Raw genomic sequence first — 22,113 nt, 5'->3', positions numbered from 1 at the left:
ATGGCCGATCCTTCCCCTGAAGTTAAAGCGGTAGCCCGTTACGTTCGCATGTCTCCCTACAAGGTGCGGCGCGTCCTCAACCAAATCCGGGGGCGCACCTATGCCGATGCCTTAATTCTGCTGGAGTTCATGCCTTACGCTGCCTGCGAGCCGGTGCGCAAGGTGCTGCGCTCAGCGGTAGCCAATGCCGAACACAACAACGGCCTGGATCCCCGCAATCTTGTCATCAGCAAAGCCTACGCTGACCAAGGGCCGACGCTGAAGCGGTATCGCCCCCGCGCCCAAGGCCGGGCCTACCCAATCCGCAAGCGCACCTGCCACATCACCATTGCTGTCCGGCCTCTAGAAGCTAAGGCGGAGACGGCTCCCTAAATTTCCCGACCTCTACCCTTTAACCGCGTACCATGGGCCAGAAGATCCACCCTTTCGGCTTGCGCCTCGGCATTATCAAGGAACACCGCAGCCGCTGGTTTGCCGACCCAGCTCACTACCCAGCCCTGCTGCAGGAGGACGATTTCATCCGCACCTATGTAACCAAGAAGTTGAGCAACGCTGGTCTAGCTGACATTCAGATTGAGCGCAAAGCCGATCAGATCGACCTGGAAATCCGAGCTGCACGACCGGGTGTCGTGGTCGGCCGTGGCGGGTCCGGCCTTGAAGAGCTGCGCCAGGGCTTGCAAAAAGAGCTAAGCCTGCGCGGCAGCCCCAATAGAACCATCCGCATCAATGTAGTCGAGGTTACCCGTCCTGATGCGGAGGCAACGTTGTTGGCGGAAAACATTGCCCAGCAGTTGGAGCGGCGGATTGCCTTTCGTCGCATTGTCCGCCAGGTTATCCAACGAGCCCAGCGGGCTGGCGTGCAAGGGATCAAGGTTCAAGTTGCCGGGCGGCTAAACGGTGCTGAGATTGCTCGCAGCGAGTGGACGCGGGAAGGCCGGATCCCTCTGCAGACTCTGCGGGCAGACATTGACTATGCCGAGCGCGTTGCTCAGACCACCTATGGCGTCATTGGGGTCAAGGTCTGGGTCTTCAAAGGAGAAATCCTTCCTGGCCAAGAAAGCCTCGAACCCAAAGTTTCCTTGCAGCCGGCCAAGCGTCGGCAGCAACGGCGGCGGCCTACCTTTGAAGACCGCTCAGCCAAGGTCTGAGGGCCAAGAGCGGAACCCCTACTGCAGTTACTCAAGGAGCGGCCATGTTAAGCCCCAAACGAACCAAATACCGCAAGCAGCAGCGTGGGCGCATGAAGGGCAAGGCAACCCGTGGCAACCGCATCAGCTTTGGGGAATATGGCCTTGTGGCCCTAGAGCCCGCTTGGATTACCGCACGACAGATCGAGGCCAGCCGTCGGGTTATGAGCCGCTACGTTCGGCGGGGAGGCCAGATCTGGATCCGCATCTTTCCCGACAAGCCCGTTACCCGGAAGCCTGCCGAAACCCGCATGGGATCCGGCAAAGGCAACCCCGAGTACTGGGTTTGCGTCGTCAAGCCAGGCCGCGTCCTTTTTGAAATGGGGGGAGTTCCTGAAGCAACAGCCCGGGAGGCCATGCGCCTGGCCGCTCACAAGCTTCCCATCAAAGTTAAGTTTGTAACCAAAGCTGACTTTGAGAAGCCAGAACCTGCTCAGGAAGCAACTGCAGAATCTCCGGAAGTAGCAGCTAGCGCTAGCTAGAGGAGGAAAGTTACCATGCCCATGCCCAAAATTGCCGATGCACGCGCCCTATCAGACGAAGAATTGGCCCAAGAGATCTACGCCGTCAAAAAAGAGCTGTTCGAGTTGCGTCTGCAGCAAGCCACACGGCAGCTTACTCAACCCCACCTCATTCGCCTGCGCAAGCACAAGCTAGCTCAACTGCTGACCGTGGAGGCAGAGCGCAAACGTGGCAAATCCTTGCCCTCAACTCAGGTCAAGAAGGAGGAGTAATGCCTGCTCGCGAAAAGATTGGCGTTGTTGTCAGCAACAAGATGCAAAAGACGGTGGTTGTTGCCGTAGAAAACCGGGTTGCCCACCCAAAGTACGGCAAAATCGTCGTCAAAACCAAAAAGTTTAAAGCCCACGACGAGGAAAACCGCTGCCAAGAAGGGGATCTGGTGCGCATCGTCGAAACCCGTCCCCTCAGCCGTACCAAACGCTGGCGGGTGGTTGAGATCCTACGGGAGATGAAGAAGCTATGATTCAACAGCAAACCATGCTCACGGTAGCCGACAACACCGGCGCCCGCAAGCTCATGTGCATCCGCGTCCTGGGCAGCAGCGGCCGTCGCTATGCCAGCCTGGGGGATGTGATTGTTGGTGTTGTTAAAGAGGCTCTGCCCAACATGCCAGTTAAAAAATCCGATGTGGTCAGGGCCGTTGTCATCCGCACGGTGGACACGGTGCGCCGCCCTGATGGTACCTGCATCCGCTTTGACGACAACGCTGCCGTGATCATCAACAACGATGGCAACCCCCGGGGAACCCGCGTCTTTGGCCCTGTAGCCCGCGAGCTGCGGGAGAAAAACTTTACCAAGATCATCTCGCTTGCGCCGGAGGTCCTGTAATGGCTCGCCCTCTTAAGCCCAGCCAAATCCGACGACTTCTCCGCCAACCTGGCGTTCGCAAGCACCGCAACAGTCTGCGCTATAAGATGCGCATCAAAAAAGGGGATTTCGTCCAGGTAATTTCGGGTGATGACAAAGGCAAAGTCGGCGAGGTGTTGCGGGTCTTTCCCGAACGCAACATGGTTTTGGTGGAAGGAGTTAACATCGTTACCTACCACCGCAAGCCCCAACGGGAAGGCGAAAAGGGCCGGATTGAGACCAAAGAAGCCCCCATCCACGCCTGCAAGGTGATGCTTTATTCCAAAAAGCACGAGGTTGCCAGCCGGGTCGGCTACCAAATTACCGCTGATGGTCGCAAAGTCCGCGTTCTCAAGAAAACCGGCGAGATCCTTGACTAAAGATTTCGAGAGCTCTGACCCAGCCCAGAGCAGGAAGGAGAACTTACCATGCCCCAACGTCTGCAAGTCCTCTACCACACGATCATCGTTCCCAAGCTGCAAAAGGAGTTGGGCTACACCAACATCCACCAAGTGCCTCGCTTGGAGAAAATTGTCATCAATCGCGGCTTGGGAGAGGCCTCTCAAAATGCCAAGGCCCTGGAATCTTCCATTGCGGAAATTAGCGCCATTACTGGTCAACGCCCTGTAATTACCCGCGCCAAGAAGGCCATTGCCAGTTTTAAGATCCGCAAGGGCATGCCCGTTGGCCTGATGGTAACCCTGCGGCGGGAGCGGATGTATGCGTTCTTGGATCGCCTCATCAACCTGGCTTTGCCCCGCATTCGCGACTTCCGCGGCGTCAACCCCAAATCCTTTGATGGGCGCGGCAACTACACCCTTGGAATTCGCGAGCAACTGATCTTTCCCGAAATCAACTACGACGCCGTTGACCAGATTCGAGGCATGGACATCTGCATTGTCACCACCGCTAGGACCGACGAAGAGGGCCGTGCCCTGCTTAGGGAGTTTGGCATGCCCTTTGCCTCTTAGGCTTACCCCTACCCACAATTCCCTCAACTATCTTCCCAGGAGCACTAACCCACCCATGGCCCACACCAACGACACGATTGCCGACATGCTCACCCGCATTCGCAATGCCACTATGGCTCGGCACGAATCGGTGGCGGTTCCGGCCACGCGCATGACCCGCAGCATTGCCCGCGTTCTCCACGAGGAAGGTTTTGTCAGCAGCTGGAAGGAGGAGGGAGAAGGGATCCAAGCGCGGATTGTGCTGCAGTTGAAGTACAAAGGCAAAGGCAAAGACCGCCGACCCATCATCAATGGCCTCAAGCGGGTAAGCCGGCCTGGCCTGCGGGTTTACTGCGGCCATAAAGAGCTGCCCCGGGTGCTGGGAGGAATTGGAATTGCCATCATCTCCACCTCCAGCGGCATCATGACCGACCGGGAGGCTCGCAAGCGGGGCATCGGCGGCGAAGTGCTCTGCTACGTCTATTAAGGTTTCTCTGGTCAGGAGTGCCTCCATGTCTCGTATTGGCAGACGCCCCATTCCCCTTCCCCCCAAGGTTGAGGTTCACATCGAGGGTCAACAGATCTCGGTCAAAGGCCCAAAGGGGCAGCTACTGCGCACCTTGCCTCCCTTGATTGCCGTGCGTCAAGAAGACCAAAGACTCCTAGTCAGTCGGGTCAACGAGTCTCGCCCGGCCCGCCAACTGCACGGCCTCTGCCGCACCTTGATTGCCAACATGGTCGATGGAGTATCCAAGGGATTTGAGCGCAGGCTGGAACTGGTGGGCGTGGGATACCGAGCTTCCACGCAGGGCAACAAGTTGATCCTAAACGTCGGCTACAGCCACCCCGTGGAGATCCCTTTCCCGCCCGGGATCCAAATTTCGGTAGAAGGCAACAACGTCATCGTGGTCTCGGGCATCGACAAAGAACTGGTGGGCAATACAGCAGCCCGCATTCGAGCTGTGCGTCCGCCCGAGCCCTACAAGGGCAAAGGGATTCGCTACCTCGGGGAACAAATCCGTCTCAAAGCAGGTAAGTCCGGCAAAGGGAAGAAATAGCCATGAAAATAAAAGCCAACCGCAAACTCACAACCCAACGCCGCCATCGCCGCATTCGCCGCAAGATTTCCGGTACTCCCGAGCGGCCCCGTTTGGCTGTGTTTCGATCCCACCGCCACATCTATGCTCAGGTGATCGACGATGTAGCCCAACGTACTCTGGTTTCTGCCTCCACCCTGGACAGAGAGCTGCGGGGAGCGTTCCAAGGGGTTGGCACAGCTACCCGAGAGGCTGCTGCAATTGTGGGGCGCGCAGTTGCTCAGCGAGCTCTACAGGCAGGCATTTCTCGAGTCGTTTTCGACCGCGGCGGCAAGCTCTACCACGGACGGGTTCGGGCCCTGGCAGAAGCTGCCCGAGAAGCAGGCCTACAGTTCTAGTTTCTGAGAAAACGGCATATGGCTGAGCAAAAAGAACCTCGCAGAAGCAAGAAGAGCCGCGAAGAACAAACCGGCGAGTGGCAGGAGCGGGTTATCCAGATCCGACGCGTCTCCAAAGTGGTCAAGGGCGGCAAAAAGCTGAGCTTTCGCGCGGTGGTTGTAGTGGGCAACGAGCGTGGACAGGTGGGGGTTGGCGTGGGCAAAGCCAACGATGTGCTCGGAGCAGTGCGCAAGGGAGTAGTAGACGGCAAAAAGCACTTGATTGAGGTGCCCCTGACCAAGGGCTTGTCGGTACCCCACCCCATGCGAGGCTCTGGCGGTGCGGCTACCGTGTTGGTGATGCCGGCAGCTCCTGGCACAGGGGTCATTGCTGGGGGGGCGGTGCGCGCCGTTCTAGAACTGGCAGGGGTGCGCAATGCCTTGGCCAAGCAGCTAGGCTCCAGAAACCCTCTCAACAACGCCCGTGCCACCATTGACGCCCTGCGGCGGATGCGCACCTTTGAACAGGTAGCTGAAGATAGAGGGATCGACGTGCGCCGCCTGTTTAGTCAGTAGGAGGTTAGTATGCGACTGGAAGATATTCGCCCCCAACCAGGCTCGAAGCGGCGGCGGCGGCGGCTGGGCCGTGGTATTGCTGCTGGTCGGGGAGGTTCCTGCGGCAGGGGAATGCGAGGCCAAAAAGCCCGCAGCGGAGGAGGCCCTCGACCAGGCTTTGAGGGAGGTCAGACACCCCTCTACCGGCGGTTGCCCAAGCTCAAGCATTTCCCCCGCTACGTACGTCGCCCGCAGTACACCCTGGTTAACCTGCGCGCTCTGGCAACCCTGCCTGCTGGCAGCGAGGTGACTCTAGAAAGCCTAATGGAGTTGGGGATCGTGACCACCAACGACGGCCCGCTGAAGATCTTAGGGGACGGGGAAGTGCGCGTGCCCCTGACCATCCGGGCTGCTGCCATTACTGCCTCGGCCAAAGCCAAAGTGGAGGCCGCCGGAGGCCGAGTGGAGATTGTGGGATCCCGGCCCGCTCGCTCCTAGGTTGGCAGCAATTTTGGTTTTGCCGACTTCCCCACCGGCAGCATAGAGTGGTAAGTAGCTCACCTGGCTCTTTGCTAAATCTATGGCTGACACACGAGGCTCTACTCCCTCCGCTCAAGAGACTTTCATGCAGATGGCGATGGCCTCGGGCCTGCGCAGCCGTCTGCTCCTGACCCTGGGCTTGTTGTTGTTGGTGCGGCTGGGCATCTATATTCCCATCCCCAGCATTGACCGAGTTCGCTTTGCTGCTGAGGCGGCCAACAGCCCAGTGTTTGGCTTTCTGGATATCTTCTCGGGGGGCGGCATTTCTGCCTTGGGGGTCTTTGCCCTCGGCATCCTGCCCTTCATCAACGCCTCGATTATCATGCAACTGCTGGTTTCAGCCATCCCAGCCTTGGAGAACCTGCAGAAAAACGAGGGGGAGCAGGGCCGGCGGCAGATTTCCCAGTACACCCGTTACGTCACCCTTCTCTGGGCCATCATCCAAGGCATTGGCATCTCCTTCTGGGTGCGGGAGTTTGCCAATACCAGCAACGAGCTGGCCTTTATGGCCTCCACCACCCTGGCGCTGGCAGCAGGCTCCATGTTTGTCATGTGGCTGGGGGAAATGATCACGGAGAAGGGGGTGGGCAGTGGGCCGTCGCTGTTGATCTTCGTTAACATTGTTGCCACGTTGCCGCGCGCCCTGGGTCAAACCATTAGCCTGGTTCGCGCCGACAGCAGCACGATTGGGGGTATCCTGGTGTTGACGGCTGTTTTCCTAGCCACCATTGTCGGCATTGTCTTTGTCCAGGAGGGCAGCCGCAAAATTCCCATCATCTACGCCAAGCGCCAGGTGGGCAACAAGCTGTTCCGCGAGCAGAAGAGCTACTTGCCCCTGCGGCTTAACCAGGGGGGGGTGATGCCAATCATCTTTGCCTACTCGGTGCTGTCTCTACCTTGGGCTTTGGCCCAGTATACGCAGAGCCCAGCCTTAATTCAGGTGGCCAACCTCCTCTCCCCTACCTCCTGGTTTTACATCCCCTTCTACTTCCTGCTCATTCTCTTCTTCAGCTACTTCTACGCTTCCTTGATTATCAATCCAGTAGAACTGGCCCAGAACTTGAAGAAACTGGGTGCCAGCATTCCAGGCGTGCGTCCCGGCAAGGCCACGGCTGAGTACATCGAAGGGATCCTCAACCGGCTGACGTTGCTGGGGGCCTTGTTTTTGTGTGCGGTGGCCATTATTCCCACGACAGTAGAGCGGGCAACCGGCATTACCACTTTCCAAGGCTTGGGAGCCACCTCGCTGCTCATTTTGGTGGGGGTAGCCATTGAAACCTCCAAGCAAATCCAGACTTACGTCATTTCGCAGCGTTACGAAGGGATGGTCAAGCAGTAGTGCTGAGGTTAATCTTTTTAGGACCGCCAGGAGCAGGCAAGGGTACGCAGGCGGAGCGGCTGTCAGCCATCTACCACACACCCAAAATTTCTACAGGCGATCTGCTGCGGGCAGAGGTCAAAGCCCAGACCCCGCTGGGACGGCAGGCCAAGGTGTACATGGATGCAGGGGAGCTAGTGCCCGACGAGGTGTTGATTGGGATGGTCAGAGGCCAGTTGCAGCAGTCGCCGGAGCAAGGCTGGATCCTGGACGGCTTTCCCCGCACCTTGGCGCAGGCAGAGGCTTTGGAAGAGCTGCTGCAGGAGCTGAGGCAAGACTACGACCACGTCCTCAACCTAGAAGTGCCCGACGAGGTGGTAGTGGCGCGGCTGTTGGCCCGCGGCAAGGAGCAGGGGCGCAGCGACGATGCTGATGAGGCCGTCATCCTCAAACGCTTGCAGGTGTATCGGCAGCAAACCGCTCCCCTAATCGACTTTTACGAGGCTAAGGGCCGTTTGCGGCGGATTAACGGCAACCAGCCGATGGAAGTGGTCCAGCAGCACCTACAGGCCCTTTTGGAGAGCTGTAGGAGGACGGCATGACCAAGGCCAGCAAGCCGGGGCTGGGGTCTTCGCGGCGAGGCCTGCAGCTTGGTGAAATCAAATCTCGCCGGGAAGTGGAGAAGATGCGGCGGGCTGGGCGAGTGGTGGCCCAGGTGCTGCAGGAAATTGCCGAGCGCCTGGAGCCGGGCTGGACAACCGCAGACATCGATGCCTACGCTGAGCGGCGGGTAGCGGAGTTAAATGCCCTGCCCAGCTTCAAGGGCTACTACGGCTTTCCCGCCTGCGTCTGCGTCAGCATCAACCATGAAGTGGTGCACGGGATCCCCAGCCCCCGCAAAGTGGTGCAGCCAGGAGACATCGTCAAGGTGGACTTTGGCGCCATGGTGGAAGGCTGGCATGCGGATTCTTGCATCACCATTGGCCTAGAGCCCCTCAGCGATGCCGCCCGCGACCTCATCGACACAGCGGCCCAAGCCCTACAGGTAGGCATCGAGCACGTTCGCCATGGGGTCTGGCTGCAAGATGTCTCAGGCGCCATTGAAGACTATGTGCGGGAGCGGGGCTACTCCGTGGTGAGGCAGTACGTTGGCCATGGCGTGGGTCGCAACTTACACGAAGAGCCGCAGTTTCCTCACTATCGCACCCCTGAGCTGCCCAATCCCAAGCTTCGCGCCGGCATGACGCTGGCCATTGAGCCAATGGTCACTGCGGGGGGAGAGGCCACGCGAGTGTTGCCGGATCGCTGGACGGTGGTAACAGTGGATGGCTCCTGGTCAGCCCAGTTTGAGCACACCATTCTGGTTACCGAGGCCGGCGCTGAGATTTTGACAGATCGCACCCCCTTTCAGTCCTAGAGAGTTCCCCCATGAAGGACTGCAACAGCTAGGATAGAAGAGGTGGAGTATTGTTTCGGCTCTTAACCCCCTCTTAACAGGAGAGGGGAGGGCCATAGAGTTGCGTTGTCTGAGAAGGAGGGCTACTTGGCTAAGGAAGACGCTATTGAAGTGGAAGGGGTAGTTACGGAATCCCTACCCAATGCCATGTTCCGGGTGGACCTGGACAATGGCTTTAACGTTCTCGCCCACATCTCGGGCAAGATTCGCCGCAACTACATCAAGATCCTGCCCGGCGACCGGGTAAAGGTGGAGCTCAGCCCCTATGACCTCAACAAGGGGCGGATTACCTACCGCCTTAAGAAAAATGAGTAGGTGTTCTCTAGATCCTGCTGGGGCGGGTGAGAAGGAAGCGCGAGGGGGCAGTCATCTCCACAAGCCCCTCGCTTTGCTTATGTGCATCCAGGGCAGTTTGCCTGGGGGTTGTCGAAGCCCAGCCCACGGCTAGGTAAGGTGGGTACCCACTCGGCCGCTCAAGCTGGCTCGCCAGCATTCTCTTCCCAGGGATCGCTATCCCTGGAGGGGGGGGGAGCTGGCTCAGGAGGAGGAGGGGAAGTTTCTTCTTGGGGATACTCCTGTTCCCACGCCGGCTGTTCAGAGACAGGAGAGGACGCGGGCCGAGGGGGTGGGGGTTCAGGCTCTGCTTCGGCGTAGACGTCCTCTTCCTCCGTCTCTTCCGCTGCGTATTCCTCGGCGTAGGCTTCCTCGTAGCGTTCCTCCGCCTCAGCCTCAGCGGTAGACCTAGGCAGGGCAGGGGCAGAGGCGCCTGCAGCTAGCCAGGGGGGCTTGCCTAGCCCCAGGGTCTCCAAGATTCCTTTGGCCAGTTGGGTCAGGCGGGTCTCAGCGCCATCAGCCACAATGAGGCGATCGCCGCCTACGGAGACGATCTCATCAGCAGGAAGCAGATAAGTGCTGAGGATAAAGCCAGGCAAAAAGGTGAGGCCAAGGCTAGAGAGGATTAAGCCACTGATTAGACCAGAGACAGAGTTAAACTCAAAGTCCTTAACCTTACCGAGGCGGATCCCTTCTTCCGTTACCACTTCGCTGCCGACTACCCGGCTGAGACCCTCCAAATTCAAGTCTTCGAAGACTTCATCGCTGGGGACGAGGATAGCGTCTTGCCCTAGGGCCGTGACCTGCTGCAGCTCTAGTAAACGGGGCGATCCAGCCCAGGCTCTTTCCAGCACCCCCAGCACCAGGACCTGCCTAGCTTCCAGATCTGCCCAAACTTCGCTAACCACTCCGAGCCGGGCCCCATTGGCTTGGCTAATCACCTGCGTTCCCAGAACCTGTGACCGCCGACGAACCTCTGGTCGTGCTAGCGCAACAGATCCTTTCTCCGTTGTCATGGTGGTTTCCCCGTCGTAAGTCGAAGTGTTGGCGTGAGTGGGCTGGTCAGCCGGCCCCAGGCATCAAAATCCAATAGTACCACTGCCCGTCTCTTCTCTAGCGGGCTGCCGGGATCGGATCCCGGCCAATTTGCTTGCTCCAGGCTAAAAACCGCTCTGTCATGCCCTGGAGGGAATAGTGCTGTTCTGCGCGGTGTCGGCAGTGGCTGCGGTCGATGCAATCCAAGTGTTCTACGGCCCTTGCTAAGGCCGCCACATCGTCCGGCTCTACCACCCAGCCAGTTTCTCCATCGCTGACAATTTCCGCCGGCCCGCCGCGACGGTAGGTGATCACGGGCACACCGCACGCCAAAGCTTCCACCGCCACCAGGCCAAAGGCTTCCACCCACTTGGGGGTCATGATCAAGGCCGAGCATTGGCCCAAGAGCCGCTGCAGCTGGGAGGTGGGCAAAAACCCCCGGTAGTCCAATTGAGCCCGTGGGTACTGTTCCCGAATCTGCTGCCAGTAGGCCGGGTCTTGCAGGTGGCCCAGGATCAGCACTGGCCTTCCCGTCTTCTCCGCCAGGGCGGCGCAGTCTTCCAGGCCCTTTTCCGGGGCAATGCGGCCAATCCAACACAGGGATCCGTTCCCCTTGGGCACAAACTCGTAGCGGCTGAGGTCGACGCCACAGGGCAAATAGACAAAGGGATCCCGGCCTGCCGACATCTGGGCGCGGGCAAAGGCAAAAGTCTGGGCTTGGGCTCGCGAGTGCACCGCCAGCCGACCTGGGTAGCGATGGGCAATGTGCTCCAGGGCCTGATCCACAGCATCGCTGAGGGATCCCATGCTGAGGATATGGGCCACCGGCGTGCGGAAAAAATCGGTCAGGTAGAACGAGAGCCAGTCGTAGCTCCAGTTCACGATAAGCTCAAACTGCTCCTGCAGTTGGGCAGCTCGCTGCCACAGGTTGGCCACCAGAGAAGGGGTGGAAAAACAGACCGGCTGGTCGCGGCGCTGGCTCTGGGCATAGGGCGGGGGGAGGCCTGGGACGGTCTCGATAACTCCCTCCGGCAAGTCGGCACTGTGGGATCCCTCAGGCGCTAGCACGCGCACTTGGGCCCCTCTCTCAAGCAGGCTACGCGCCAAGTTGACAAGGTTGAGCTCCACCCCGCCGCCCGCCCCCGACCCAAGAGGCCCAACGGGGGTGGAGACAAACAAGAAGCGGTAAAGACGACCCATGCAGCCTTCCGGCCCAACCCCTTGCTGAGCTGGGTTAATCCCTGAGGGGGGGATCAGGTTCTAGACACGAAGATTTCCTCTTTCTCGACCTTAACCTTGTAGGCAGTTAGGTCGGCATCGGCTGGGCCGCGAATACGGCTGCCATCAGCAGCAAAAGCTGAGCCATGGCAGGAGCAGACGAAGTTCTTGCCCCGCCAGTCCACCTCGCAGCCAGCGTGGGGACAGGTTGCATCCAGAGCCAGTACCGAGTCCGCTTTTTTGGGATCCTTGACCAGCCACAGCGTGGCCGTGTTGTTGCCAAAGGCGTTTTTCACCTTGAGGGGACCTTTCACCAGATCAGCAAGGGTTGCAACCTTTACAAATTTCGGCTCAGCAGCCCTGGGACTGGCAGGGGCGCCCTGCGCAAGGGCCCGGTCGAAACGGCGCCGCGTCAAAGCAGGCAGCAGGCCCACTAGCGCGCCCAAGCCAAGCGCTATCCAGCGCAGAAAACCACGACGGTTGCTGTACATGGCCACTAGATCCTCAAGACAAAGCGAAGCGTCAGCCAGGAACCTTCCCAAGGGGGTGCCAGCACATTGGCCACCTTCCAATCCAATTATGGCTTCAGCCAGCGCAAACCGCACTTTTGCAGGCTCTGCAAATCGCCGTGTGCGCGGCCCGCGGTTGTGTCCTGCCTTCGGAGAGGGCATGAGGTCGTTAACCAAAGCGCGAAATTGACATTCTCCCTGCCCTAAAGGACAAGGATTCTTTCTCAGACAGCAGGATGAATCCTGCCGGCTGAGCTACAAAGCGCTCCGCGCCGCCGTAGGCGAAAGAGCATGAGGTTTAAACCTCAGCCCTATGGGGGATGCCATAACCCCAACTACTGGGCCGGAGCCCAGATACGTTTGACTGCACGCTGCACTCTTCTTATGAATGGATGGAGCGACTGTTGCAGTCTAGCAAAAGCCGCCCTAAAGGGCGGGGCTTGTACCCAGTTTTCTTGGTCAACCTCTAGTGGCCTTTGGGATGCCCCCGAAGATGTTGGCGGCGTTCCTCATATTCTGCGCGGGTGAGCAGGCCATGCTTCCACTGGATCTCCAACTGCTGCTCGGGATCCCGGACTTCCCGACTTTTCGCACTGGTCCATTCCAGCTCGAGGAGATCCCGGTTGAAGCGGAAATCGAAGTCCTCATTGGTCATGGTGAGCAACCACAGGCCCTCCAGCAAGCAGAGAGCTCGCAGCCCATAGCTGAGGATCTGCAGGGGAAGAGAGGGAACCCACACCATCAGCCCCACCAGCAAGTACACCCACCCCCAGCGCTTGTGGCCCATGTAGAAGCGCTGCAATCCCGGGATCACCACCCCCAGCACTGCCAACCAACCGGCTGCCTCGCGAACCAGCCGCTGGCGTGGCGGTGGGGGCGCCTCTCGGCCCTCGGCCATGCTCTGCCCTACCTACACCTGCCACCAGGCTAGCGCAGTTTCCAAGTCCTTGGCAGAGGGAGAGAGAACCCAAGCTCCAAGCGCCTTCCGCCTATACTTGATGGGGGCAGATGGAAAGCAAAAAATGGCGGAGCGGGAGCTAGCGGTGGCGATCTTGGCAGCGGGCAAGGGCACCCGCATGCGGTCGCAATTGCCCAAGGTGCTGCACAAGCTGGGATCCTTGTCTTTGATCGAGCGGCTGCTGCGCACAGTGCTGGCTCTGGAGCCCCAGCGCTGTCTGGTGATCGTAGGCTACCAACAGGAGCAGGTGCGACAGACCTTACGGGAGTACCCGGTTGAATTTGTAGAGCAGGCCCAGCAGTTGGGCACCGGACATGCGGTGCAGCAGCTTCTGTCTGTTCTAGGCGACTTTCAGGGGGATCTGCTGGTGGTCAACGGGGATGTGCCTCTGTTGCAAGTGGAAACCCTGCAGGCCCTGGTGGAACGCCACCGCCAAGTCCAGCCGGATGTGACGTTGCTCTCGGCTCAGGTGGCGGATCCCTATGGCTATGGGCGGGTGTTTTGCGACGCCCAGCAGCGAATCTTGGAGCTGGTGGAAGAGCGCGACTGCACCCCGGCCCAGCGGCAAAATCGCCGCGTCAACAGCGGCGTCTACTGTTTCCATTGGCCGGCCCTGGCACGGGTGCTGCCGAGTTTAGGGCGGAACAACGCCCAGCAGGAGTACTATCTCACCGACGCAGTTAAACTGCTGGAGAAAGCCATCGCCCTGGACGCTGAGGATCCGCGGGAAATCGTCGGCATCAACGACCGCCGCCAGTTGGCCCAGGCCCACCAGATTCTTCAAGAGCGCCTCAAAGAGGCTTGGATGGAGGCGGGGGTGACTTTTGTGGATCCCGACAGCGTCAGCCTGGAAGAGACGGTGGAATTGGCCCCCGATGTGGTGATCGAGCCCCAAACCCATCTGCGAGGGCCGTGCCGCATTGGGCCGCGCACCCGTCTGGGGCCGGGCAGTTGGATTGAGTCCAGCACCATCGGCTCCGATTGCCACATCCTCTACTCGGTGGTCAGCCACAGCCAGATCGGCAACCACGTCTGGGTAGGGCCCTACGCCCACATCCGCCCCAACAGCTGCATTGGCGACGGCTGCCGCATCGGCAACTTTGTGGAAGTCAAAAACACCCAGATTGGACCCCGCACCAATGCCGCCCACCTGGCGTATCTAGGTGACGCCAAGCTGGGATCCCAGGTCAACATCGGCGCCGGCACGGTTATTGCCAACTACGACGGCCAGCAGAAGCACTTCACAGAAATCGGCGATCGCAGCAAGACAGGGGCCAACTCGGTACTGGTGGCTCCCCTCAAGGTAGGATCCGATGTCACCATCGCCGCCGGTTCCACCATCCCTGCCCGCTACCCTGTGCCCGACGACTGCCTGGTGATCGCCCGCGCTTACCCGGTGGTCAAGCCGGGCTGGCGACCAGGGATCTCCGCTGCTAGCCGCCCCCAGCCTCTACCCCCAGGATCCCTGCGCATCTACCCCTTGCGCCTCTTGCCCGGACAAGACCTGAAGCAGGAGCTGGAGCGCTTTGCCCGCCAACAACCCCTGCAGGCAGGCTTTGTTCTCAGCGCCGTTGGCAGCCTCCGCCAAGCCACCCTGCGCCTGGCCGACCAAACCGAGGATTGCCTGCTGGCCGAGCCCCTGGAGATCCTGTCCCTGAGCGGATCCCTCTGCCCGGACGGCGTCCATCTTCACCTTGCCGTTGCCAATGCCCAGGGCCGAACTTGGGGAGGGCACCTGCGCCCTGGCTGCCTCATCTACACCACTGCTGAAATTGTCCTCGCCGACAGCCTGGAGTATCGCTTCTCCCGCCAACTGGATCCAGCCACCGGCTACTTGGAGCTGCACATCGAAAAGGTGGCCAAGCAGCCGCTCCAGGCAGCGGAAGACACCTAAGCAGCGAGTATATTGGCTAACATAGCCTTAGGTCACGAACACCCTGACTAGCCCTAGGGGTTGCTGGCACAAGCTGAGAAGGGGGGTATTCCCTATGCCCCGAGTGAGCACTGCCGAGGAGCTACTGGCAAGCTACGCTGCTGGCGAGCGCAACTTTCAAGAATCCAACCTGGTGGGCGTAGACTTGGTGCGCGCCATGCTGCAGGGGGCAAACCTGAGAGGGGCCAACCTCTCCTTTGGCAAGCTGAGTGGAATTAACTTGCAGGAAGCCGATTTGCGGGGAGCCGATCTCAGCTCCGCCAACCTCATAGGGGCAAACCTGCGCGGCGCCAACCTCTGGGAAGCCAACTTGATCGGCGCTGACCTTAGCTTTGCCGACCTGCGGGAGGCCAATCTCCATGGAGCCTACCTCTGGGAGGCCAAGCTAACCCGCGCCCAGCTGCAGGGATCTGACCTGAGCGCAGCCAAGTTGGGGGGAGCGGTGCTGATTGGCGCTGACCTGAGCGGAGCCATCCTACCCGATGGCACAGTACAGCCCTGGTCTGCTCCCTCGGCAAACAAGGCAGAATAGAACCGGTGCAAGCGGCTTTCCTATGTTTTTGCTATTTAACCTGCTCTTGACTCTGCTGCTGGCTTTGGGAGTGGCAGTCCTGGCTGGCCAAAACCCGACCTTGCGGACAGTGCAGTTTCTGCTGTGGCGCTCGGTGGAGCTGCCCTTGGGATTGCTCATCGCCGCCGCCATTGGCCTAGGCCTGCTGACCGTGGGGCTGGGCTCTTTTCTCTGGCCTGAACGCAGTTTTTCCCTTGTCGCCCGCCAGTTGCAGGAACGGCTGCAGCAACTGGAAACGCAAGAGCAGCCGCCTGCCTAGGGTGTCCTGCTGCTGGAATGGCCCGCATCCCCAAGAGAGGGCGTAAGCTGAGAGAGGAGCCCTTTCTTTGCCCTTGTTGTCGGCAGTGCCTAGCTGAGGTGACAGCCATGCCTCATTCCCAGCCCCCCTCCCAAGACCCGCGCGCCCTGCGCAAAGCCCTGCGCAGCTCCAGCACCTACTTTGCTAAAGGATTCGAAGAGTACAAGGATCAGGCCCAACGAGAGCTGCAGACTACTTACAAAAGCCGCCTAGTGGAGCAGATCCGCGCCCAGTCTTACCGCTATCAGCGGGGGGATATCACCATCCATCTAGCCAAAGCGTTTGGCTTTTGCTGGGGAGTGGAGCGGGCGCTAGAGTATGCCTACGAAGCTCGGCACCGCTTTCCCGATCGCCAAATCTGGATCACCAACGAGATCATCCACAACCCCCTGGTCAACCGGCACTTGCAGGAGATGGGGATCCGCTTCGTGGAGAAAGGCCCAGACGGCAAGAAAGACTTTTCCCAAATCCGGCCGGAAGATGTGGTCATTTGGCCCGCCTTTGGGGCAAGTGTCTCGGAAATGGAGTTTTTCCGCTCCCAGGGCAACGAGATTGTCGATACCACCTGTCCCTGGGTCTCTCGCGTTTGGAACCAGGTGGACAAGCACCGGGCTGCCCAGTTTACCTCCATCATCCACGGCAAGTACGACCACGAAGAGACCGTGGCCACCAGCTCCTTTGCCGAAAAATATCTGGTGGTGCTGAACCTAGAAGAAGCCGAATGGGTTGCCCGCTACATCTTAGAAGGCGGGGACCCAGAAGAGTTTCGGCGGCGCTTTGGCAAGGCTACCTCCCCCAACTTTGATCCGGATCGGGATCTGGAGCGGATTGGCATCGCCAACCAGACGACGATGCTCGAGGAGGAAACCCGTGCCATAGCCAAGCTGTTTGAGATCACGATGCTGCGCAAGTATGGCCCCCAGGAGCTGGACAAGCACTTCATGAGCTTCAACACCATCTGCAACGCCACCCAAGAGCGGCAGGACGCCATGTTTGAGCTGCTGGAGCGGCCTTTGGATGTCGTGGTGGTCATTGGCGGGTTCAATTCCTCCAATACGACCCACCTGCAGGAAATTGCCCTCTCGAAAGGGCTGCCCTCTTATCACATTGACGGCCCCGACTGCATCCAACCGCCCAACCGCATCCGCCACAAGCCCCTCCACCAAGACCCAATCGTTACAGAAGGGTGGCTGCCCGACGGGCCAGTGCAGATTGGTATTACCTCCGGTGCCTCTACCCCCGACCGCGTTGTGGAGGAGGTGATCCTACGCATCTTTGCCCTGCGCGAACAGCCGCAGACCCCTCCGCAGGGATCCCTTCCCCTTGGCTTCTAGAAGGCGTGCTCACCACTCTTTTTCAGGTCTACCTCCCCCTGCTGGGCTGGACGCTGCTGGGGTTTGTCCTGCAGAGAGGGCTACCTCCCCCCTGGCGCCATTGGCTAAATCCCCAAGCGCTGGGCCGCTTCATGTTTTGGGTGGGGGTTCCCCTGGGCACCCTTGGGTTTATGCAGACGGCGGACCTCTCTGGCCAGCTCTGGGCGGCCCCTTTGGTCTGCTGGCTGGCCACAGGGCTAGGGTATGCCCTGGCCAGTGCCTGGCTGCAGTGGCAGCACCACACCTGGCAGGGGAAGAAAGAGTGGGATCCCTGGCTTTGGAGCAGAGCCCGGCGAGGCAGCTTTTACCTAACAGCCACCCTGGGAAATACGGGTTATTTGGGCTACCCCATCTGCTTAGCAGTGGGCGGGAGCGCCTACTTTGGCTGGGCTTTGTTTTACGACCTGTTGGGCACCCTCTTGACCGCCTACGGTCTGGGAGTCTGGGTTGCCAGCCGCTACAGCGCTTCCTTCACCCCTCCCTGGCAGGCCACGCTCCGCGTCCTAAGCAGTCCCACTCTCTGGTCTTTCTTTGTCGGCCTGGCAATGGCTCGCCACCCTCTCCCAGAATGGCTGGCCCAAGGGCTGACTGCCTTTGCCTGGAGCACGATTCCCTTGAGCTTAATCCTTTTGGGCATACGGCTAGCCCAGGTGCCGCACTGGGGATCCCTTCGCCCCGCCGCCGTGGCCCTCTTCATCAAACTTGTTGCCGTTCCCCTTTTGGTGGGCTTGGGGTTAGCCTTGACTCCCTATCCTCCTTTGGCCAAGCTGGTGTTGGTCTTGCAGACGGGTATGCCCCCTGCTGTTGCCACCCTGGTGCTTGCGGAAGAATACGACTTGGATCGCGAGCTAACGGCAACAACTCTAGCCGTAGGCTACGTGGCAGCCTTGCTGACCCTACCTTGCTGGTTGCTGCTGTGGGGATCCTAGTAGGCCAAGTGAGACAGAGCCTGCTCCAGGTAACGATGTACTAGGCGATCCAACTCAGCCTCCTCCTTGGGCAACTCCTGCCCCTCCAGCCATCCCTGGAAGCCTGAGCTTTCCACGATGGCCTGCCGCAACGACTTCCAAACTGCTTGCAGGTGCGGTGCTGGATTGGGGCTGAGAGCAGGACTGGTCATGATCCCCGCCAAACAAGGTTAGCGCTAATCCTAGGATAGCCCAGGTTCGGCTTGGCTTTGGTTAAACAATTGGCTGGGCTGCTGGATGCGCAGAGTTGGCCCCAAGGCATTGAGAAGGGCAACGCCGTAGCTGCGGGCAATGATGCGGCTATCCAGAATCGCCACCCAACGTTGGGGCAAGCCAGTGGCCTCAGCTACTTCGGATCCCTGCCGCAAGGGGGCGACGGCTCGCTGCAGTTGACTGGCTGCCACCGGCAAAAGGTATTGGCGAAACCAGTCCTGCCGACTGCGCTGCAGATACTGCACTCGCGCGGCCACCCTGGGATCTTCCATCGAGGGAAACGGCAGGGTGGCAATGGCCAGCAGTTCCGGGCAAGGTAGGCTAGCCTTGTGCTGCAGCCAGTAGGACCAGTCGCAGACCAAGATGCCCTTTTCTCCTCGAAAGGGGCTATTCACCCGTACCCGCGAGCCAAACTCAGCGGCCAAAGCAGCTCCGACCTGCACCTGGAGGGGTTGATCCGAAACCAGCACCACCACAAAGCCCTGCGCCTTTGCAATCAGGCTCTTTAGCTCCTGCAGCAAGTGTTCCCGGAACAGAGGACTGTTGGGCAAGGGCAGCCACGGCAAATAGAGAGCCAAACTGGGCAGGGGCTCCCCCCCGGAGCGGATCCACTCTTCGCCTGAGCTAAAGCGTAGGGGCGTCAAATCCGGTAAGCCTAAGCGCCAGCGATAGCTTTCTGCCTGCCGATCCAAATCCAGCGCCTCGCCGATAATTACCACGGGTTGGGTAGCCCAGATGGGCGCTAGCCATTCGTGCAAAGCCACCGGGCTGTGGCGAAGTGTGAGGCGGCCGGTCTCGCGATTGGTTTCCGCCCACCAGACCCAACGGGAAGCGGGATCCCCTTCGGCCCCAAGCCGCCGGCGGAGCTGATCCCAAGGATCCGGCAGCCAGCCGCGGTAGCTGGCCACCAGGGACAGCGCTACCTCCAGGTGAACCTGTTCGTCTGCCTGAACTAAGCAGCGGGAAAGGGGCCGTCGCAAAAGCTGTAGAGCCAACTGAGCCTGGGCCTGGGAGATTCGCTCAGCCTCAGCAGGAAAGATCTGCCGCAGTTGCTGCCAGTGGTTGGCTTCGATGGTTAGGGTCAGCGCTTGGTAGGCCCACTCCTCCAGGTCTTCGGCGCCGTCCAAGATCAACGGGATCCCGGTTGGCATCTCTGCTCCCCTCAAGCGCGCCTGCAGCCAATCCAGGGGATCGACCAACAGCAGCCCTTGAAAGTCGGCATCTGGCCAGCGATCCTTTTGCAAAACCGGCTTATGCAACTGCAAAGTCTGCTGCAGCCAGGGGATCTCCTCCCCCAGAATTTGCGCCTGCACAGACGCTGGGGCACACAGCAAGGTACCATGGGGCCACATCAAAGCCGGCAGCAGATAGCTGAGGCGGTGCTGACCCCCGCTCGGCACCTGGATCAAGGTGCTGCGTCCTAGCCGCAATCCCCGGGCCACCATGCGGGCCATCGTCAACTGATGGGGCCACCCGGCCTCAGGGAGCTGCCGCAAGAGCTGGCGCAACTGTTGGTGGACTTCAACCTCGATCACAGGGATCCGCCACAGACGCTCAGGTGAACTAGCCTATTCTAAGGTGGTGAAGAAAACCAAACGACACCTCTGGGGTGAGCGATGTCGGGTGTTTCTGAGGTTCCCACGCCCTCGTCCCTGCTTGGAGCCGCCCAGGCGGGATCCCTGCTTTTGGATCGCTCTGCGTGGGGCCGCTTGCGGATACAGGGATCCGCCGCCCTGGATTACTTGCACAGCCAGAGCACTCAGGATCTCAAGGCTCTTAAACCTGGCCAGGGGGCAGATACCGTGTTTGTTACCCCCACAGCAGGGATCATAGACCTGGCGACGGTCTACGTGGAAGAGGAGGCCTGCTGGATTTGGACTTCGCCGCAGCGACGTCGCCTCTTACTGCAGAGCTTGGGACGCCTGTTGCCCTTCGTGCGCGGGGCCCAAATAGCTGATGCAACCGACCAGACTTTTGCCTTTGGGTTAATTGGCCCGCAGAGCCAGCGCCTCCTCGAGAAGGTGGTGACCTCAGAAGGGATCCCGACAAAGCTATACGAGCACCGCCAGGTGGAGATTCAAGGGATCCCTGTCCATTTGGCTTGTGGCAGCGGCCTTGCCCAGCCGGGATTTACCCTCTGGGGGGCCAGCGAACACAAAGCCGCCCTTGCTAGCTGCCTGCAGCAAGCTGGAGCGGAGCTGGCCTCAGCCGAACTTTGGGAAGCCCTGCGCCTGGAGGCCGGTCGCCCTGCTGCTGACCACGAGCTGACCCCCGACTACAACCCTCTGGAAGCCGGCCTATGGCACGCCGTTTCCCTCTCCAAGGGGTGCTACATTGGCCAGGAAGTCTTGGCCAAGCAGGTAACCTATAGGCGCATTCGCCAAACCCTCTGGGGGATCCGCCTCCAGGGCGAGGCCCAGCCTGGCGCCGAGATTGTGCGCCAAGGGGAAAAGATCGGTGTGCTAACCAGCGCTGGCTCCACCTCCCAAGGCTACTGGGGCTTGGGCTATGTGCGCACCAAATTCGCGCCCGCCGAAGGATGGGAAGTGGAGGTTGGTTCAACAACCGGCCTCCTCACCCGCCCGCCCTTTTTAAGCTTTCCTCCCGTTGTTTGAGCTAGAGATCGAAATGGCGGCGAAAGCGGGGATCCCACCTGTCCTTTTTGCGCTGATTACAGAGTTTACACAGCGTTTGCAAGTTGCTGATGTCGTTGCTGCCGCCCTGGGCAAGGGGAATGATGTGATCGACCTGAAGCTGCACCTCTGGAGGCGATTTGCCGCAACTGCGACAGCGGAAGCCATCCCTTTGGAAGACGTACTCCCGCACAGCTGGCGGGATGAGGATGCGCTGGTTCCTTTTCGTTTCCCTCATAGCGGGTCAAATCTAAGTAGCTCGCAAGTCGTCTAGTGGAGAGGTGGCGGCGTCAATGGGAAGGCGATCATGATCTAAGGTTTCGGAAGCCGAAGTTTGATCTTCAGGAACAAACTCTAGACAAATTTTGATCGATACTTGTCCAGAAATCCATGCTCGACCAGGTCGTATTATTCGAGAGTTAGTTCCACTTATTAAGCTCATTATATCGGTACTAATCTTCTTAGAATCAAGGTGCTTATTTATTGAATCTCTGTTGATGACAAGAAAGGATACAATTGCTTCATGTAGAGCACTCGGGAGGTAAACTTGCTCACCGACTTGAACCACAGTTTGCGTATCGGTAGATTTGAGAAGCATTGGCTCAGCCATGGTAGAAACTCCACTCCACCTAGTCCATTTTAGGAACCTACATCTCCCCAAATGTCATCCAAAGGGGATCCACCAGTTCCCAATTCCGCCTGTTCCGCCTCAAACTCAACCACTAGCCTTAGCCTGACTCTGCCGCGGGTCCACGGTGAGCCGGAGCGCAGAAGTATGGCACGAGTTCCTTCAGCGTTAATTGTTTCGCTCAAGTTAACCTGTGGAACTGAGATTTCTCTGTCGCTAAGTTTGTTATATAAGCTGGGTATGAAGCTATTGCGAACAAAGTCCGAGCATATTCGAGCAAACTCCTGCAAGTAGATCAGTCGTCCTCCTATGTCGATGACAGTATTTTGGGAAGTATCTAGCTCAACAAAGCGCTCCTGAGGCTGATCATTACTTAACACTTGCCTAACCTCCCCTGCGTCTTGCTAGTCTGAGCTACTCCTCACTTTCCCGTAGGTCATCCAGAGGGGATCCACCCTGGCTCTCTGAGCCTCCATCATCCGGCTCAAAGTCTACCTCCACAGCTAGCCGCAGCCTTACTCTACCGGCTTACCAACCCTTACTGCCTGGCAGCAAGAGATGACAATTAATCCCTTCACCAAACCAGTCAGCTCCTTCCAGCTTAGCTCTTCTTTTTTGGTTAGGGCTTCTTGGGCCGCTCCCACCAAGCCAGCAA

The 22,113-nt window shown here is 59.3% G+C and carries 32 protein-coding genes and 1 pseudogene; 24 read left to right on the top strand and 9 right to left on the bottom strand.

Annotated elements, in window-relative coordinates; genetic code table 11:
- The 17 genes from rplV to infA all read left to right on the top strand — a co-directional run bounded on the left by rplV (position 1) and on the right by infA (position 9,103).
- Complete coding sequence (rplV, locus tag NW814_RS00860; protein ID WP_414394223.1) at positions 1-372, top strand: 50S ribosomal protein L22; 372 nt, start codon at positions 1-3, stop codon at positions 370-372.
- A 32-nt stretch (positions 373-404) separates the two neighbouring features.
- Positions 405-1,148 (top strand): 30S ribosomal protein S3, encoded by a 744-nt coding sequence (gene rpsC, locus NW814_RS00855; protein ID WP_414394225.1) that lies wholly within the window; start codon positions 405-407, stop codon positions 1,146-1,148.
- A 44-nt stretch (positions 1,149-1,192) separates the two neighbouring features.
- Positions 1,193-1,669 carry a 50S ribosomal protein L16 gene (gene rplP, locus NW814_RS00850; RefSeq protein WP_414404826.1) on the top strand — a complete coding sequence of 159 codons (477 nt, stop codon included), beginning with the start codon at positions 1,193-1,195 and terminating at the stop codon, positions 1,667-1,669.
- A 15-nt stretch (positions 1,670-1,684) separates the two neighbouring features.
- Complete coding sequence (gene rpmC, locus NW814_RS00845; RefSeq protein WP_414394229.1) at positions 1,685-1,921, top strand: 50S ribosomal protein L29; 237 nt, start codon at positions 1,685-1,687, stop codon at positions 1,919-1,921.
- Positions 1,921-2,172, top strand: coding sequence for a 30S ribosomal protein S17 (rpsQ, locus tag NW814_RS00840; RefSeq protein ID WP_414394231.1), 252 nt, complete (start codon positions 1,921-1,923; stop codon positions 2,170-2,172). Before rpmC ends, rpsQ begins: the two co-directional genes overlap by 1 nt.
- A complete protein-coding gene (rplN, locus tag NW814_RS00835) occupies positions 2,169-2,537 on the top strand; it encodes a 50S ribosomal protein L14 (protein WP_414404825.1) in 369 nt (122 codons plus the stop codon). Before rpsQ ends, rplN begins: the two co-directional genes overlap by 4 nt.
- Positions 2,537-2,935 carry a 50S ribosomal protein L24 gene (gene rplX, locus NW814_RS00830; RefSeq protein WP_414404824.1) on the top strand — a complete coding sequence of 133 codons (399 nt, stop codon included), beginning with the start codon at positions 2,537-2,539 and terminating at the stop codon, positions 2,933-2,935. Before rplN ends, rplX begins: the two co-directional genes overlap by 1 nt.
- A gap of 48 nt (positions 2,936-2,983) precedes the next feature.
- A complete protein-coding gene (rplE, locus tag NW814_RS00825) occupies positions 2,984-3,526 on the top strand; it encodes a 50S ribosomal protein L5 (protein WP_414404823.1) in 543 nt (180 codons plus the stop codon).
- Between the two features lie 55 nt (positions 3,527-3,581).
- A complete protein-coding gene (gene rpsH, locus NW814_RS00820) occupies positions 3,582-3,992 on the top strand; it encodes a 30S ribosomal protein S8 (protein ID WP_414394238.1) in 411 nt (136 codons plus the stop codon).
- 25 nt (positions 3,993-4,017) lie between these two features.
- Complete coding sequence (gene rplF, locus NW814_RS00815) at positions 4,018-4,563, top strand: 50S ribosomal protein L6 (protein ID WP_414404822.1); 546 nt, start codon at positions 4,018-4,020, stop codon at positions 4,561-4,563.
- Positions 4,564-4,571: 8 nt separating this feature from the next.
- Positions 4,572-4,940 carry a 50S ribosomal protein L18 gene (gene rplR / locus NW814_RS00810; RefSeq protein ID WP_414394401.1) on the top strand — a complete coding sequence of 123 codons (369 nt, stop codon included), beginning with the start codon at positions 4,572-4,574 and terminating at the stop codon, positions 4,938-4,940.
- Between the two features lie 18 nt (positions 4,941-4,958).
- Positions 4,959-5,495 (top strand): 30S ribosomal protein S5, encoded by a 537-nt coding sequence (gene rpsE / locus NW814_RS00805; protein WP_414404821.1) that lies wholly within the window; start codon positions 4,959-4,961, stop codon positions 5,493-5,495.
- Between the two features lie 9 nt (positions 5,496-5,504).
- Complete coding sequence (gene rplO / locus NW814_RS00800) at positions 5,505-5,972, top strand: 50S ribosomal protein L15 (RefSeq protein WP_414404820.1); 468 nt, start codon at positions 5,505-5,507, stop codon at positions 5,970-5,972.
- A gap of 82 nt (positions 5,973-6,054) precedes the next feature.
- Positions 6,055-7,353, top strand: coding sequence for a preprotein translocase subunit SecY (gene secY, locus NW814_RS00795; RefSeq protein ID WP_414394246.1), 1,299 nt, complete (start codon positions 6,055-6,057; stop codon positions 7,351-7,353).
- Positions 7,353-7,934, top strand: coding sequence for an adenylate kinase (locus tag NW814_RS00790; RefSeq protein WP_414404819.1), 582 nt, complete (start codon positions 7,353-7,355; stop codon positions 7,932-7,934). Before secY ends, NW814_RS00790 begins: the two co-directional genes overlap by 1 nt.
- On the top strand, positions 7,931-8,749 hold the full coding sequence (gene map / locus NW814_RS00785; RefSeq protein ID WP_414394250.1) for a type I methionyl aminopeptidase: 819 nt from the start codon (positions 7,931-7,933) through the stop codon (positions 8,747-8,749). Before NW814_RS00790 ends, map begins: the two co-directional genes overlap by 4 nt.
- Positions 8,750-8,875: 126 nt before the next feature.
- A complete protein-coding gene (infA, locus tag NW814_RS00780; protein ID WP_414394403.1) occupies positions 8,876-9,103 on the top strand; it encodes a translation initiation factor IF-1 in 228 nt (75 codons plus the stop codon).
- 158 nt (positions 9,104-9,261) lie between these two features.
- Here infA and NW814_RS00775 read toward each other — a convergent pair whose 3' ends face one another.
- From NW814_RS00775 to NW814_RS00760, 4 genes are all read right to left on the bottom strand, one after another.
- Positions 9,262-10,137, bottom strand: a complete 876-nt coding sequence (locus NW814_RS00775) for a PRC-barrel domain-containing protein (protein ID WP_414394252.1) — start codon at positions 10,135-10,137, stop codon at positions 9,262-9,264.
- Between the two features lie 97 nt (positions 10,138-10,234).
- Positions 10,235-11,356: a glycosyltransferase family 4 protein gene (locus NW814_RS00770; protein WP_414404818.1), complete on the bottom strand. Its 1,122-nt coding sequence runs from the start codon at positions 11,354-11,356 to the stop codon at positions 10,235-10,237.
- A 53-nt stretch (positions 11,357-11,409) separates the two neighbouring features.
- Positions 11,410-11,865 carry a ubiquinol-cytochrome c reductase iron-sulfur subunit gene (locus tag NW814_RS00765; protein ID WP_414404817.1) on the bottom strand — a complete coding sequence of 152 codons (456 nt, stop codon included), beginning with the start codon at positions 11,863-11,865 and terminating at the stop codon, positions 11,410-11,412.
- Positions 11,866-12,349: 484 nt separating this feature from the next.
- Entirely contained in the window at positions 12,350-12,781 is a 432-nt protein-coding gene (locus NW814_RS00760) for an SHOCT domain-containing protein (protein WP_414404816.1), read from the bottom strand.
- Positions 12,782-12,905: 124 nt separating this feature from the next.
- Between NW814_RS00760 and glmU the strand changes: the two are divergent.
- The 6 genes and pseudogenes from glmU to NW814_RS00730 form a co-directional block, all read left to right on the top strand.
- Positions 12,906-14,255: pseudogene (gene glmU / locus NW814_RS00755) on the top strand (bifunctional UDP-N-acetylglucosamine diphosphorylase/glucosamine-1-phosphate N-acetyltransferase GlmU); the annotation flags it as partial.
- A complete protein-coding gene (locus tag NW814_RS00750) occupies positions 14,238-14,735 on the top strand; it encodes a PPC domain-containing DNA-binding protein (protein WP_414404953.1) in 498 nt (165 codons plus the stop codon). The pseudogene glmU and the gene NW814_RS00750, both read left to right, overlap by 18 nt.
- Positions 14,736-14,829: 94 nt before the next feature.
- Positions 14,830-15,306, top strand: a complete 477-nt coding sequence (locus NW814_RS00745) for a pentapeptide repeat-containing protein (RefSeq protein WP_414394253.1) — start codon at positions 14,830-14,832, stop codon at positions 15,304-15,306.
- Positions 15,307-15,328: 22 nt separating this feature from the next.
- Positions 15,329-15,604: a lipopolysaccharide assembly protein LapA domain-containing protein gene (locus tag NW814_RS00740; protein WP_414394255.1), complete on the top strand. Its 276-nt coding sequence runs from the start codon at positions 15,329-15,331 to the stop codon at positions 15,602-15,604.
- A gap of 107 nt (positions 15,605-15,711) precedes the next feature.
- Positions 15,712-16,977: a 4-hydroxy-3-methylbut-2-enyl diphosphate reductase gene (locus NW814_RS00735; protein ID WP_414404815.1), complete on the top strand. Its 1,266-nt coding sequence runs from the start codon at positions 15,712-15,714 to the stop codon at positions 16,975-16,977.
- A 5-nt stretch (positions 16,978-16,982) separates the two neighbouring features.
- The gene (locus tag NW814_RS00730; protein WP_414404814.1) at positions 16,983-17,945 is read left to right on the top strand and encodes an AEC family transporter; all 963 of its coding nucleotides are present in this window, start codon (positions 16,983-16,985) and stop codon (positions 17,943-17,945) included.
- Here the strand turns inward: NW814_RS00730 and NW814_RS00725 are convergent.
- Both NW814_RS00725 and NW814_RS00720 read right to left on the bottom strand, forming a co-directional pair.
- Complete coding sequence (locus tag NW814_RS00725) at positions 17,942-18,136, bottom strand: hypothetical protein (RefSeq protein WP_414394261.1); 195 nt, start codon at positions 18,134-18,136, stop codon at positions 17,942-17,944. The two genes, NW814_RS00730 and NW814_RS00725, sit on opposite strands and share 4 nt — an antisense overlap.
- 30 nt (positions 18,137-18,166) lie before the next feature.
- On the bottom strand, positions 18,167-19,732 hold the full coding sequence (locus NW814_RS00720; protein ID WP_414404813.1) for a hypothetical protein: 1,566 nt from the start codon (positions 19,730-19,732) through the stop codon (positions 18,167-18,169).
- Positions 19,733-19,813: 81 nt separating this feature from the next.
- Between NW814_RS00720 and NW814_RS00715 the strand changes: the two genes are divergently transcribed.
- A complete protein-coding gene (locus NW814_RS00715) occupies positions 19,814-20,812 on the top strand; it encodes a YgfZ/GcvT domain-containing protein (protein WP_414404812.1) in 999 nt (332 codons plus the stop codon).
- 1 nt (position 20,813) lies between these two features.
- Here the strand turns inward: NW814_RS00715 and NW814_RS00710 are convergent, their stop codons facing one another.
- From NW814_RS00710 to NW814_RS00700, 3 genes are read right to left on the bottom strand one after another with little or no spacing between them, the layout of a single operon-like run.
- The gene (locus tag NW814_RS00710) at positions 20,814-21,068 is read right to left on the bottom strand and encodes an HNH endonuclease (protein WP_414404811.1); all 255 of its coding nucleotides are present in this window, start codon (positions 21,066-21,068) and stop codon (positions 20,814-20,816) included.
- Between the two features lie 12 nt (positions 21,069-21,080).
- Positions 21,081-21,428, bottom strand: coding sequence for a KGK domain-containing protein (locus NW814_RS00705; RefSeq protein WP_414404952.1), 348 nt, complete (start codon positions 21,426-21,428; stop codon positions 21,081-21,083).
- Positions 21,429-21,469: 41 nt separating this feature from the next.
- Positions 21,470-21,838, bottom strand: coding sequence for a KGK domain-containing protein (locus NW814_RS00700; protein ID WP_414404810.1), 369 nt, complete (start codon positions 21,836-21,838; stop codon positions 21,470-21,472).
- Between the last annotated feature and the right edge of the window lie 275 nt (positions 21,839-22,113).

The organism is Synechococcus sp. R65.1 (assembly GCF_047461755.1).
Taxonomy (GTDB): Bacteria; Cyanobacteriota; Cyanobacteriia; order Thermostichales; family Thermostichaceae; genus Thermostichus.
The sequence above is the reverse complement of the archived record's forward strand: the minus strand, read 5'-3'. Positions and strand labels throughout refer to the sequence as shown.